The following is a 13108-nucleotide window of genomic DNA, read 5'->3' as shown; positions in this document are numbered from 1 at the left end:
CCGTGACACACCCCCACGGGCGACGGGCGAAGGAGCAGAGGCGATGAAGGTAGTGCTGGCCGGGGCGACCGGCGCGATCGGGGTTCCGCTGCTGTCGGCGCTGGCCGCGTCGGGGCACGACGTGGTCGCCGTCGTCCGCGATCCAGCCAAGCGCCGGCTCGTCACCGAACGCGGCGCGGACGCCGTCGTCGCCGACGTGCTCGACCGCGACGCGCTGCTGCGCGCGCTCGACGGCCAGGCCGCCGACGTCGTCATGCACCAGGCCACGGCGCTGCGCGGCGCCTCGCGCAGGCTGCGCCCCGACGACCCCACCCTCGCCCTGCGCGACCGGGGGACCGCGCACCTGCTCGACGCCGCGCGGGCCGTCGGCGCGCGCCGGTTCGTCACCCAGTCGCTGATCACCGGGTACGGCTACCGCGACCACGGCGAGCGCGTGCTGACCGAGGACGACGAGTTCGGCGTGCACGTCGGCACCGTCGCCGACCTGGTGACCGACTCCAGCGTGGCGACCGAGAGCCAGGTGTTCGCCGCCGAAGGAATCGAGGGCGTCGCCCTGCGCTACGGCATGTTCTACGGCAGGAACGCCTTCAGCGACCTGTTCGCCGACATGATGCGCAAACGGGCGCCGGTGCTGCCCCGCGGCCGGACGGGCACCACGTCCTTCGTCCACGTGGACGACGCCGCGGCGGCCGCGGTCGCGGCCATGGAACGCGGCGGCGCGGGCCAGGCGTACAACATCGTGGACGACCGGCCGATGAGCTGGCGCGACTTCCTGACCGCGGTCGCCCGTGCGCACGGCACACCGCGTCCCGTCGTGATTCCGAGATGGCTGGTCCGGCTGGCCGTGCCGTACCTCGGCTGCCTGCTGATGGACACCACGATGCGGGTCTCGCACGCCAAGGCCACCCGCGACCTGGGCTGGACCCCGGTGCACCAGAGCGTTCCCGACGGACTGAAGGACATGCGATGACGAACGGTTACAGCAGGCCGGCCAGGATCTTCGTCCAGGTGGCCGTGGCGGTCGGCGCGCTGACGATGCTGGGCTTCGGCGTGTGGATGCGCCTCGACCCGGCCGGTTTCGCGGTCTTCGCCCGCTTCCCCAATCACGTGCACTTCCTGCACGACGCCGGGGTCTTCCAGATCGGCATCGGGCTGATGATGCTGAGCGCGCTGGTGTGGCGCGACGTGCTGTCGGTCGTGCTGGTCGGGTTCCTCGTCGCCAACACGCTGCACGTGGTGAACCACGCGGCCGACCTGGACCTCGGCGGCAACCCGGACAACTGGTGGCAGCTCGCCCTCCTCTCCCTGCTGACGCTGGCCGGCCTCGTGGTGCACCGCAGGCAACTCGGCCGCCGGTCACGGGCGCAGGGGTAGGTCAAGGGCGGCGCGGCTCGGCGTCCGTGCCCGGGTCGCCCTGGGGGGCCGGACGGTCGGCCTGATCGGCGGCTGCCGGGTGTCCGATCCGGACGGTGAACACCCCTTCTCCCCTTGGGCCTGGCGGTTCGACCTGGGCGGGTCGCTGTTCTGGTTCGACCCCGATCTGCTGGCGGGAACAGGGGCATGGGGCGAGGGCGGGCACAAGGGCCCCCGGCCGTTCGGCGACGCCTTCGTCGCCGACCTGCGGGCCGTGTCCGCGGCCGACGAAGCGGACGAAGCCGGTGAGGTGCTGGTGCACGGCGCACAGCGGGGGCCGCTCCTGGGCCGCCACGGCGTCGATCTGACCGGCGAGGAGTGCGAGAGACTGAACGGCTGGCTGACCGTGCTGCTGCGCGTCGCCACCGACGGCACCCTCACCGACGCGATGCGGGCCGGCGGCTGGGCGCGGTCGCGCATCCCGAGCTCCGCGACCATCTGCGCATGCTCTGTCTCGCCAAGGACGACGCGCGCAGCGAGGGCGGCTTCTACTGCGGCGACGGCCCCTGGCCGTGGACCGACGTCCTGGAGGCGGTCGACTGCTCGCTGGTCGCGGGCTGGGGGTTCGGCGAGTCCCAGGTCGGTACCGCCGTCGTGCGCCTGCCGGACCAGCCGGAAGCACGCTGACGACCCAAGCAAGTCATATCACCTGACTCGCATAAAAATGACAACTAGGCATTGCTGATATCTCAACCCACTCGTACTGTGATCCCAGTCGCTCCGTTGAACGAAGGAGATCCAGTGCCCCCCCGTCACGATCCTCGACCGGCCGGCTGGCGCGTCGGCGCCGACATCGGCGGCACCTTCACCGACGTCATCGCGCTGGGGCCGGACGGCCAGGTCGTCCCCATGAAGGTGTTGTCCACCCCGCCCGACTACGGCGCCGGCGTGGTGGCGGCGACCACCGGCGTGCTCTCCCTGGCCGGTGCCCGGCCCGAGGCCGTGGTCGCGATGCTGCACGGCACGACCGTCGCCACCAACGCGATCCTGTCGATGAACGGCGTCCGCACCGCGGTGGTCACCACCCGCGGCTTCCGCGACGTGCTGGAGATCGGGCGGCTGCGCCGGCCGGTGCTCTACGACCTGTCATGGTCCAAGCCCGAACCCCTCGCCCGGCGACGCGACCGGCACGAACTCGACCAGCGGATCAGCGCCGACGGCCGGCTCGGCCCACCGGCGAGCGAGGACGAGATCCGCGCGCTGGCCGGACGCCTGCGCGCGGACGGCATCGAAGCGGTGGCCGTGTGCCTGATCAACTCCTACGTCCGCCCTGACGAGGAACGGCGGGTCGCCGCACTGCTGCAAGCAGAACTGCCCGGCGTGTACGTCACGGCGTCGGTCGACGTCTCCCCGCAGCCGCACGAGTTCGAGCGCATGAGCACCGCCACGGTCAACGCCTACGTCGGCCCCACCGTGCACGGTTACCTCACCCGGCTGGAAGCGGGGCTGCGCTCGGCGAAGGTGCGCGCGCCCCTGCTGGTCATGCAGTCCAGCGGCGGACTGCTCGACGCGGCCTCCGTCGCCCGGCGGCCGGTGCAGATCATCGAGTCCGGTCCGGCGGCCGGCGTCACCGCCGTGCAGAAGCTCGCCCAGCTGATCGGCCTGTCCACGGTGGTCGCGTTCGACATGGGCGGGACCACGGCGAAGGCGTCCCTGATCGAGCACGGTGAACCGTTCGTCTCGGCCGACTACGAGGTCGGCGGCGGCATGAACGGCGCCCGCGGGCTCAGCTCCGGCGCCGGGTATCCGGTGCGGGCGCCGTCGATCGACATCGCCGAGGTCGGATCCGGCGGCGGCAGCATCATCTCCGTCGACGCGGCGGGCGCCCTGCACGTGGGGCCCGTCAGCGCCGGCTCGCGTCCCGGCCCTGCCTGCTACGGCCAGGGCGGCGAGCTGCCGACCCTGACCGACGCCAACGTGACGCTCGGCTACCTCAGCCCCGACGCGCTGGCCGGCGGCCGGGTGGCGATCCACCCGGAGCTGGCCGTGAAGGCGTTGTCACCGGTGGCCGAGCAGCTCGGCGACGACGTGGCGGGCGCCGCGCGCGGCGCGTACCAGGTGGCGGTGTCGAGCATGACGACCGCGGTCAAGGCGGTGACCAGCGAACGAGGGCGTGACCCGCGGGAGGCCACCATGGTCGCCTTCGGCGGCGCGGGCCCTCTCTACGCCGCCGCGCTGGCCCGCGAACTCGGGATCTCGACCGTGATCGTGCCCGTGCATCCGGGACTGTTCAGCAGCCTGGGCCTGCTCGTGGCCGACACCGAACGCCAGGAGCTCACCCCGTACCGGGCCGGCTTCGCCGACGTGGGCGCGCTCGCCGCGGAGTTCGCGCGGCTGTCCGCCCACGTACGCGACCAGCTCGGCGCCGACGCCGTCGTGGACCGGCTCCTGGACATGCGCTACCGCGGCCAGCGGTTCGAACTGCGGATCCGGGTGCCCGACGGCGACCTCACCGAGGACCTGCTCGCCGAGACGCGGTCCCGCTTCCACGCCGAGCACCGGCGCACCTACGGCCGGGCCGGCACGGACGAGCTGGTGGAGCTGGTCAACCTCCGGGTGCGCGGCCGGCTCCCCACCCAGGTGTCCATCGCGGACGTGCTGAGCCTGCCCCTCGCCCCCGGCGGCGAGCCCGCCGTCCGCGAATGCCGGTTCGACCGGACCGTGCCCACGCCCGTCGTGGGCCGGTCGGATCTCGGCCCGGAACCGGTCGAGGGGCCGATGGTCATCGAGGACATGGACGCCACCACCCTCGTCCCGCCCGGCACCCGGGTGCACCGCGACCGGCTCAACAACATCGTCATCACCTGGAGCGCCTCATGATCCGCGACGCCGTGACCTTCGAGGTCTTCCGCAACGCCGTCACCGGGATCGCCGACGAGATGGCGATCACGATCCTGCGCACGGCTCACTCGCAGCTCGTGGCGTCCAGCATGGACTTCTCCGCCGCCCTGTGCGACGCGCGGGGCCGGGTGATCGCCCAGGCCAACACCCTGCCGGTGCACCTGGGGTCCATCCCGGACGCGATGGAGGCGATCCTCGACGAGTTCGGCGCCCGGATCCGTCCGGGAGACGTCTACCTGCTCAACGACCCGTCCCTGGGCGGCATGCACCTGCCCGACATCTTCGCGGTCGCCCCGGTGTTCGCCGGAGAGGACCTCCTGGGCTTCGCGGTCACGGTCGTCAACCACACCGACGTCGGCGGGTGGGCCGCCGGTTCGATGGCCGTGCAGTCGACCAGCATCTTCGCCGAAGGGGTGCAGATCCCGCCGTCGTGCCTGGTCGAGGCCGGCACGGTGAACGAGACGTTCCTGCGGCTGATCCTGCGCAACGTCCGCGAGCCCGAGCTGCTGCGCGGCGACCTCGAATCCCAGCTCGCGGCCTGCCACACCGGAGCCGAGGGGCTGCGCGCCCTCGCGGCGCGGCACGGCGTCCACGGGCTCGCCGCCCTCGTCGACGAGCTGCTCGACTACTCCGAGACCCTGCTGCGCGCCGCGCTCGCCGAGGCCGTCCCGGGCGCCTACGAGTTCCTCGACCACATCGACGACGACGGTCTGGGGTCCGGGCCGATCCCGATCCGCGTCAAGGTCACGCTGTCCGGGTCGGGGATCGAGCTCGACTTCACCGGCTCCTCGCCGCAGGTGGACTCCGCGCTCAACGCGACGGCCTCCTTCACCCGCTCCGCCGCCTACGCCGCCCTGCAGGGCGTGCTCGCCTCCGACATCCCGGCCAACAGCGGCTTCTACCGGCCGTTCAGTTTCGTCATCCCGGAAGCCTCCATCCTCAACGGCCGGCGGCCGGCCGCGCGCGGCGCCCGCGGGCTCGTCGGCTTCCGGATCATCGACGCCGTGCTCGGGGCGCTCGCCCCGGTGTTCCCCGCACGGGTGCCGGCCGCCGGGGAAGGCGGGCCCGACGGGATCGCGATCGGCCTCGTCGGGCCGGACGGGGAGTCCATGGTGTTGTGGGACCCGCTGGCGGGCGCGTGGGGCGCGCGTCCCGACCGCGACGGCGTGGACGGGATCAGCTCTCTGGGCGCGAACCTGACCAACACGCCGGTCGAGGAGCTGGAACGCTCCGGTCACCTCCGCATCGACGGTTACGGCTACCTCCCCGACAGCGGCGGAGCGGGCCGCTGGCGTGGCGGCCTGGCGACCTTCCGCGACATGACGCTGCTGGCGGCCGAGGCCAAGGTGCAGATCAGGTCCGACCGGCGCACGTTCCTGCCGTACGGACTGGCCGGCGGCGCGCCGGGAACCCCTTCGCTCAACATGCTCGACCCCGGCGGTCCCGGTGAACGGGTGCTGGAGTCCAAACCGCACTTCGAGATGACCGCGGGGACCCGCCACCGGCACGTGACCGCCGGCGGCGGCGGGCACGGCGTCCCCTTCGAACGCGTCCCCGAACTGGTCCTCGAAGACGTCCTCGACGGCAAGGTGACCCACGAGGGAGCCGAACGGGACTACGGCGTCGTGATCACCGCGGACGGCGTGATCGACCGGGACGCCACCGCCAGGCTGCGAGGCCAGGCGCGCTGAAGCCGCCGCACACCCCCCACACCGATTGGAACCCCCCATGAGTTCACCCGTCGCGACTCCATCCAGCACCGTCTCACCGCGCACCTGGCGCAAGGTGGGCGTCCGGATCATGCCGCTGGTCGGCCTCGCCTACGTGGCGAGTTACATCGACCGCGCCAACGTCGGTTACATCGCCGCGCCCATGTCCCGTGACCTGGGCCTCGGCAGCGGCCAGATCGGCCTGGCCGCCGGACTGTTCTTCATCGGCTACGTCCTGTTCGAAGTGCCGAGCAACATGATGCTGAGCCGGTTCGGCGCGCGGAAGTGGATCGCCCGCATCATGATCACGTGGGGGCTGGTCACGGCGGCGACCGCGGCCGTGAACTCCCCGGCCACACTGTTCGCCGCGCGGCTCCTCCTCGGGTTCGCCGAAGCCGGTCTGGCCGCCGGGATCCTGCTCTACCTGACGTTCTGGTTCCCGCGCCGCCAGCGGTCCTGGGCGCTGTCGACCTTCATCGTGATGATCCCGCTGTCCTCGATCATCGGCTCTCCGCTGGCCGCCGCGCTGCTGGAGTGGGGCCAGAGCCTGTTCGGCATCGCGGGCTGGCGGGCGCTGTTCCTCGTCGAGGGCATTCTGACGGTCGTCGTCAGCGTCCTGATCTTCGTCTTCCTGCCGAACCGCCCGGCCGACGCGCGCTGGCTCGACGACGCGGAGAAGGCCGCCATCGAGAACGTCCTGGCCGCCGAAGCCGCCGAACAGCGCGCCCGCGGGGCGCTCACCGGGCTGCGCCAGGCGCTGACCAGCGGCCGGGTGTGGGCGATGGCCGTGACGTGGTTCGCGATCGCGTTCGGGCTCTATCCGCTGCAGTTCTTCCTGCCCACGATGATCAGGTCCATCACGCAGAGCGTCGGTGACTCCGCCGACGTCAGCAGCGTGCTGCTGTCCGCGATCCCCTACGTGGTGGCCGCGGTCGCCCTGCTGACCTGGGCTCGCCTCGCCGCGCGCTGGACGGCGGTCACGGCCACGGCCGTCCCGATGGCGCTCGGCGCGGCGGGGCTGCTGCTGGCGACCTTCACCAGCAGCGGCACGCTGTTCGTGCTCGCCGTCTGCCTGAGCGTCGCCGGGATCATCACCGCGATGCCGCAGTTCTGGCGGATCCCGGCGATCGGCCTGACCGAGGCGGCGGCCGCCTCCGGCATCGCTCTGATCAACTCCGTCAGCAACGTCAGCGGATTCATCGGTCCCTACTTCACCGGGACGATCGCGTCCGCGACCGGCAGCTTCACGTACGCGCTGCTGGCCATCGCGATCATCATGGCCGCCGGGCTGGCCGTCCTGCTCACCGCGGGACGCCGGATGGAGCGGCTGGACGGGAGCCTGTCATGACCGCCGCCGACCGGCAGGGAGGCAGGGCGTGAACGCCGCGCTGCTGCACCGGCTCCGGGCCGAGCTCGACGAACGCCGGGCGACCACCGGGCTGCGCCGCGACCTCGTGGTCTCGGGCGCCCAGGGGCCGGCGCTCGGCGTGGGAGGGGAGTGGCTGGTGAACTTCGCCTCCAACGACTACCTCGGGCTGGCCGGCGATCCGGAGGTCCTCGACGCGGCCCGGCGGGCGCTGCGCGAGACGGGGCTCGGGGTGGCGGCGGGCCGGGTGCTCTGCGGCACCCGGGCCGTCCACGGCGAGCTGGAGGCGTGCATCGCCGAGCTGGTCGGCGCCGAGGACGCCGTGCTCCACAACTCCTGCTTCGACGCGAACCTCGGCCTCTTCGACGCCCTCCTCGGCCCGCAGGACGTCGTCCTCAGCGACGCGCTCAACCACGCCAGCCTGATCGACGGCATCCGCCTCACGAGGGCCCGGCGGCGCGTCTTCGCCCATGCCGACCTCGACGAGCTCGAACGCCACCTCACCGAGTTCGCCGGCGCGCGCCACCGCCTCATCGTCACCGACGGCGTCTTCAGCATGGACGGCGACGTCGCCGCGCTGCCCCGGCTCTGCGAGCTGGCCGAACGCCACGACGCGGTGCTCGTGGTCGACGACTCGCACGCCACGGGGGTGCTGGGCACGACCGGCGGGGGCACCGCCGAGCACTTCGGACTGAAGGGACGCGTCGACGTGCTGACGGGGACGCTCGGCAAGGCACTGGGCGGCGCAGCCGGCGGCTTCGTCGCGGGCGACCGCGCGCTGGTCGAGACGCTGCGCCAGGTCTCGCGGCCCTACATCTTCACCAACGCCATGGCCCCCGCGCTGGCCGGGGCGGCGCTGGCGGCGATCCGCATCGCACGACGGCGTCCCGACCTGCGGGAACGCCTGGCCGCCAACACCGCCTGGCTCCGCCGGGCGTTGCGCGACCTCGGTTACGAGGTGCAGCCGGGGGAGCATCCGATCATCCCCGTGATGCTGCGCGGCGGCACGCTGGCCCTCGACGTGGCGGCGGCGCTGCGCCGCGAGGGCGTGCTCGCCTTCGCGCTCTCCCACCCGGTCGTCCCGGCCGGCGAGGAGCGGATCAGGGTGCAGGTCTCGGCCGCGCACACCGCCGGCCAGCTCGAACGGGCGGCGGCCGCCTTCGGCCGGGCGCGTGCCGTCCTGGCCGGCTCATGAGCACCGCCGAGGGGCTGCGGGCGCCGACCAGCGCCGACGGCCGGGAGCTGGCGGGCCGGGTCGCGATCGTGACCGGCGGGGCCCGCGGCATGGGCCTGGCCGCGGCACACGCGCTGGCCCGCCGCGGCGCGACCGTCGCGGTGTTCGACCTGGCCGCGCCCGGCCCGGGAGAGCTGGCGGCGACGCTGGCCGTGCCGGCGGACCGCGTCCGGTCGCTCGCGGTGGACGTCACGGACGGCGACCAGGTCGAGCGGGCGTTCACCGCCCTGCTGGCGGAGCGGTCGCGGCTCGACATCCTGGTCAACGCCGCGGGCGTCGCACCGCCGACCCCGTTCGAGGAGATCACCCGGGCCGAGTGGAACCAGGTGCTGGCGGTCAACGTGCTCGGGACGGTCCTGTGCTGCCAGCAGGCACTTCCCGTGATGCGCGCCTGGAGCTGGGGCCGCATCGTCAACTTCTCCTCCACCGCCGGCAAGACCATCAGCACCGCGGGCGGCGCCCATTACACGACGGCGAAGCACGGCGTCCTCGGGCTCACCCGGCACCTGGCGAAGGACTACGGGCCCGACGGGATCACGGTGAACGCCGTCTGCCCGGGACTCATCGACACCCCGATGGCCCGCGCGCTGCTGCCCGGAGAGGCGCTCGAACGCGCCACCCGGTCCTTCCCGGTGCCCCGCGTCGGGCAGCCCTGGGAGGTCGCCGAGCTCGTCGCCTTCCTCGCCTCGGACCGCGCGGCGTACATCACCGGGGCGGCCATCGACATCAACGGCGGCGACCTGATCGTCTGACGCGGCGCCGCCGACCACCCGCAACCAGCACCCCACGAGAAGGTGAGCTTTCTGTGAGCACAGGGACAGTCAGGATGATCCGGCACCGGATCGACGGCCGCGAGACCGCCGGCCGGTCGAGCCGCACCGCCCCGGTATGGGACCCCGCGACCGGCGCGCATCAGGCCGACGTGCTGCTGGCCGAGCCCGCCGACGTCGACGCCGCGGTACGGGCCGCGCGTGCCGCGCTGCCGGGCTGGGCCGACACCTCGGTCATGCGGCGCTCGCGCTTGATGTTCGCCTTCCGCGAGCTGGTCGACAAGCACCTCGACGACCTCGCGCGGCTGGTCTCCGCTGAGCACGGCAAGGTCCTCGACGACGCCAGAGGCGAGCTCGTCCGCGGCCTGGAGGTGATCGACTTCGCCTGCGGGATCCCGCACCTGCTCAAGGGCGAGTACTCCGACCAGGTCTCGACCGACGTCGACCTGTTCTCGTTCCGGCAGCCGCTCGGCGTCTGCGCCGGGATCACGCCGTTCAACTTTCCCGCCATGGTCCCGCTGTGGATGCATCCGATCGCGATCGCGACCGGCAACACGTTCGTGCTCAAGCCCTCCGAGCGCGACCCGTCGGCGGCCAACCTCATCGCCGATCTCTACGCCGAAGCCGGTCTGCCCGACGGCGTCTTCAACGTCGTCCACGGCGACAAGGTCGCGGTCGACGCGATCCTCGACCATCCGGACATCGACGGCGTGTCGTTCGTCGGCTCGACGCCGGTCGCGCGGTACGTGTACGAGCGCGCGACCGCGGGGGGCAAGCGCGTCCAGGCGCTCGGCGGCGCCAAGAACCACGCCGTCGTGCTGCCCGACGCCGACCTCGACCACGCCGCCGAGCATCTGGTCGCGGCCGGGTACGGCTCGGCGGGCCAGCGCTGCATGGCGATCTCGGTCGCCGTCGCGGTCGGCGACGTGGCCGAGCCGCTCGTCGAGCTGATGCGCGAGAAGGCGCAGGCGATCAAGGTCGGACCGGGGCTGGAGGCCGGGTCCGAGATGGGGCCGGTCGTGTCGGCGGAGGCGCTGGAACGGATCAGAAGCTCCATAGACTCCGGCGTCGCCGCGGGCGCCGACCTCGTCGTCGACGGGCGAGAGCTCGACCTCGGGGGCGACGGCTTCTTCGTCGGGCCGACGCTGTTCGATCACGTCACGCCCGCGATGGACGTCTACCGCGACGAGATCTTCGGCCCGGTGCTCGTCGTCGTGCGGGTCGGCTCGCTCGAAGAGGCGATCGACCTGATCAACGGCAACAACCTGGCCAACGGCACGGCGATCTTCACCAGGGGCGGCCACGCTGCGCGCCTCTTCCAGCGCTCCGTGCAGGTCGGGATGATCGGCGTCAACGTGCCCATCCCGGTGCCCATGGCGTTCCACTCGTTCGGCGGCTGGAAGCAGTCGCTGTTCGGCGCGCACCACATGCACGGTCCGGAGGGCGTCGCGTTCTACACGCGCGCGAAGGCCGTCACCAGCCGGTGGCCGGCGGAGCGGGAGGACGGCCCGCGCCACCGCGGCGACCTCTCCTTCCCGACGGCGGTCTGACCGGACGGCCCGGCCTCCGCCCGGCCTCGCGCCGTACCCCGGAGGCCCGGCCCCGCCCGGCGTGGCCCCCGCCCGGCGCGGGCTACGCCCGCGGGCGCGACCCGGGCAGCTCGATGTGCGCCCGGCTCACCGACGTGCTCTTCGCCAGCACCTGCAGCAGGTCGCGGCGCACGCGCTCGCACCGCGCGCGCATCGCGTCCCGGGCGGCGTCCGCGTCACGCGCGCGCAGCCCCTCGTAGACGGCCCCCAGCTCGCCGGGCGGGCTCGCGATGCCGGGATCGATCAACGCGGCCATGCGCAGAACCCGTTCCAGCTCGTCGAGCACGTCGACGATGGCCTTGCCGAGGCGAGGGTTGCCGCTGAAGTTGGCGATGATGCCCTCGAACTCGATGCCGGCCTGGAGCGACTCCTCCTGTTCCACTTCGCCCGCCGCGAGCGCGATGGGCACCTTGGACAGCGCTTCGAGCCGTTCGAGCGCCGGCGCCGTGACTCCGAGACGCGCCGCGGCGGCGGCCGCCTCGCCGGACAGCAGCGTCCGCAGCGCGCACAGGGCGTCGGTGTCCTGCAGCGTGATCGGGCTGACGACGTAGCCCGCGCGCGGAAGCGCGGTCACGAGCCCGTCGCGCCGCAACCGGGCCAGCGCCTCGCGCACCGGCGTCTTGCTGATCCGCCATTGCTCGGCGAGCGACGTCTCGGTGAAACTGCTGCCGGGCGGCAGCGTCAGATCGATGATCTGGCGCCTGATCGCCCGGTAGGCCTGGCTCGTGCGGTCGAGGCCGGTCTCGTCGGTGCCGACCAGCAGCAGCGCGGGGATGTGCGGCGTTCCGCTGACCACGCCATGGATGTCGGACATCGCGCCAGAATACCAATTCACAGCGTTGATACAGCAGCTCGGCCGCCGTACATCGGGTAGAGATATTTATTCTTGTTGTTGATATCTCAGTGTGCGATGCTTCGTTCCATGCAGCGAAACTCCTGGTCCCTTCCCGTCGCGAGCGACTTCCCGGCGCTGGGGGCGATGAGCACCCGCGCCCGCGCGGAGCGCGGCGCACGCGACGGTGTGCGGATGCTCCCGCTCGTCGGCGCCCCGATCCTGCCCATGCCCGAGCACGTACGGCGGGCGGTGGCGGGCGCGATGGACCTCCCCGACCCGCGCGACACCCGCGGCCTGCCGGAACTGCGCGCCGCGATCGCCGCCGAACTGGAGCGCGAGCACGGCCTGCGCGTCGATCCCGAGCGCCGCCTGCTGATCACCCACGGAGCGATGCAGGGGCTCTCCCTCGTGCTGCGCACGGTGCTCGCGCCGGGCGACGAGGTGATCGTGCCGACCCCCACCTACTTCTTCGACGGCGCCATCCGCGAGGCCGGCGCCACGCCCGTCGGCGTCCCGTCCCGCGAGAGCGACGGCTGGGCGCTCGACCTGGCCGGCCTGGAGGCCGCCGTCACCAGCCGCAGCCGGGCCGTGCTGCTGTGCAATCCGACCAATCCGACGGGCTATCTCCCCGACGCCGCGACCCTCGCGGCCGTGGTCGACCTCGCCGCCCGCCACGGGCTCCTCGTCATCTCCGACGACTCATGGCAGCACTTCACGTACGACGGCCACCGCTACCATCCGGTGGAGGCGTTCGCCGACCGTTGGCCGCACCTGGTCACCGTCACCAGCCTCAGCAAGTACTACGCGCTGGCGAGCTGGCGGCTCGGCTACGTCCTGGCGCCGCCACCCGTCATCGACGCGCTCAACCGCCGCTTCGAGTGGGAGGCGGTGTGTTGCGGAGTGGTTCCGCAGCGGGCCGCGGTCGCCGCACTCACCGGCCCACGCGACTGGCTCGACCTGGCGCTCTCCACCTACCAGGCCAAGCGCGACCTCATCTGCGACGGCCTCGCCGCGAGCGGCTTCCCCCCGCCCGTACGGCCCACCGGCGGCGCCTTCCTGCTCGCCGACTGCTCACGCCTCGGTGAGACCCCGGCCGCCATCGACCGCGCACTCCTGCGGAACGGCATCGCGACCGTGCGCGGCGCCGACATGCACGCTCCCGACACGCATGTCCGCATCACGTTCGGCTCCGACGAGGAAACACTCGCCGAGCTGGTCCGCGGCCTCGGACAGGCCCGCCGAGCGTCCTGACGCGCCCGCCCGCCGGCACGGGCGGCGGGACGGTTCATGACTCCTGTCATGCGCAGCCGATGACAGCCGCGACTGACCGCGGAACCGCGTTTGGATCATG

Annotated in this window: 11 protein-coding genes; 10 read left to right on the top strand and 1 reads right to left on the bottom strand. The window is 72.7% G+C overall.

All coding sequences use genetic code 11. From position 1 onward, the window contains the following. Positions 1 to 43 precede the first annotated feature (43 nt). From AB0C33_RS39955 to AB0C33_RS39915, 9 genes are all read left to right on the top strand, one after another. Positions 44 to 970, top strand: coding sequence for an NAD(P)-dependent oxidoreductase (locus AB0C33_RS39955; RefSeq protein ID WP_358297824.1), 927 nt, complete (start codon positions 44 to 46; stop codon positions 968 to 970). Then, a complete protein-coding gene (locus AB0C33_RS39950; RefSeq protein WP_358297822.1) occupies positions 967 to 1374 on the top strand; it encodes a hypothetical protein in 408 nt (135 codons plus the stop codon). Before AB0C33_RS39955 ends, AB0C33_RS39950 begins: the two co-directional genes overlap by 4 nt. A 483-nt stretch (positions 1375 to 1857) precedes the next feature. Continuing rightward, positions 1858 to 2040, top strand: a complete 183-nt coding sequence (locus AB0C33_RS39945) for a hypothetical protein (protein WP_358297819.1) — start codon at positions 1858 to 1860, stop codon at positions 2038 to 2040. Between the two features lie 114 nt (positions 2041 to 2154). Beyond that, positions 2155 to 4233, top strand: a complete 2079-nt coding sequence (locus AB0C33_RS39940) for a hydantoinase/oxoprolinase family protein (protein WP_358297816.1) — start codon at positions 2155 to 2157, stop codon at positions 4231 to 4233. Then, positions 4230 to 5945: a hydantoinase B/oxoprolinase family protein gene (locus AB0C33_RS39935; protein WP_358297813.1), complete on the top strand. Its 1716-nt coding sequence runs from the start codon at positions 4230 to 4232 to the stop codon at positions 5943 to 5945. The genes AB0C33_RS39940 and AB0C33_RS39935 overlap by 4 nt, the downstream gene beginning before the upstream one ends. Positions 5946 to 5982: 37 nt before the next feature. Next, entirely contained in the window at positions 5983 to 7311 is a 1329-nt protein-coding gene (locus tag AB0C33_RS39930; protein ID WP_358297811.1) for an MFS transporter, read from the top strand. Between the two features lie 28 nt (positions 7312 to 7339). After that, a complete protein-coding gene (locus AB0C33_RS39925; RefSeq protein WP_358297808.1) occupies positions 7340 to 8524 on the top strand; it encodes a glycine C-acetyltransferase in 1185 nt (394 codons plus the stop codon). Continuing rightward, a complete protein-coding gene (locus AB0C33_RS39920; protein ID WP_358297805.1) occupies positions 8521 to 9315 on the top strand; it encodes an SDR family NAD(P)-dependent oxidoreductase in 795 nt (264 codons plus the stop codon). The genes AB0C33_RS39925 and AB0C33_RS39920 overlap by 4 nt, the downstream gene beginning before the upstream one ends. A 74-nt stretch (positions 9316 to 9389) precedes the next feature. After that, on the top strand, positions 9390 to 10883 hold the full coding sequence (locus AB0C33_RS39915) for a CoA-acylating methylmalonate-semialdehyde dehydrogenase (protein WP_358298123.1): 1494 nt from the start codon (positions 9390 to 9392) through the stop codon (positions 10881 to 10883). 82 nt (positions 10884 to 10965) lie between these two features. Here the strand turns inward: AB0C33_RS39915 and AB0C33_RS39910 are convergent, their stop codons facing one another. Beyond that, a complete protein-coding gene (locus AB0C33_RS39910; protein WP_358297803.1) occupies positions 10966 to 11736 on the bottom strand; it encodes a GntR family transcriptional regulator in 771 nt (256 codons plus the stop codon). 108 nt (positions 11737 to 11844) lie between these two features. Here AB0C33_RS39910 and AB0C33_RS39905 point away from each other — a divergent pair, with 108 nt between their 5' ends. Further along, positions 11845 to 13008, top strand: a complete 1164-nt coding sequence (locus AB0C33_RS39905; protein WP_358297801.1) for a pyridoxal phosphate-dependent aminotransferase — start codon at positions 11845 to 11847, stop codon at positions 13006 to 13008. The last annotated feature ends 100 nt before the right edge of the window (positions 13009 to 13108 follow it).

The organism is Nonomuraea sp. NPDC048881 (assembly GCF_040649795.1).
GTDB lineage: Bacteria > Actinomycetota > Actinomycetes > Streptosporangiales > Streptosporangiaceae > Nonomuraea.
This window is presented reverse-complemented; position numbering and strand designations above follow the sequence as displayed.

What these genes read in the sequence shown, in the direction of transcription:
- AB0C33_RS39915 (WP_358298123.1), top strand. Translation starts at nt 9,390, where the DNA reads ATGATCCGGCACCGGATCGACGGCCGCGAGACCGCCGGCCGGTCGAGC.
- AB0C33_RS39950 (WP_358297822.1), top strand. Translation starts at nt 967, where the DNA reads ATGACGAACGGTTACAGCAGGCCGGCCAGGATCTTCGTCCAGGTGGCC.
- AB0C33_RS39955 (WP_358297824.1), top strand. Translation starts at nt 44, where the DNA reads ATGAAGGTAGTGCTGGCCGGGGCGACCGGCGCGATCGGGGTTCCGCTG.
- AB0C33_RS39935 (WP_358297813.1), top strand. Translation starts at nt 4,230, where the DNA reads ATGATCCGCGACGCCGTGACCTTCGAGGTCTTCCGCAACGCCGTCACC.
- AB0C33_RS39930 (WP_358297811.1), top strand. Translation starts at nt 5,983, where the DNA reads ATGAGTTCACCCGTCGCGACTCCATCCAGCACCGTCTCACCGCGCACC.
- AB0C33_RS39945 (WP_358297819.1), top strand. Translation starts at nt 1,858, where the DNA reads ATGCTCTGTCTCGCCAAGGACGACGCGCGCAGCGAGGGCGGCTTCTAC.
- AB0C33_RS39905 (WP_358297801.1), top strand. Translation starts at nt 11,845, where the DNA reads ATGCAGCGAAACTCCTGGTCCCTTCCCGTCGCGAGCGACTTCCCGGCG.
- AB0C33_RS39910 (WP_358297803.1), bottom strand. Translation starts at nt 11,736, where the DNA reads ATGTCCGACATCCATGGCGTGGTCAGCGGAACGCCGCACATCCCCGCG.
- AB0C33_RS39920 (WP_358297805.1), top strand. Translation starts at nt 8,521, where the DNA reads ATGAGCACCGCCGAGGGGCTGCGGGCGCCGACCAGCGCCGACGGCCGG.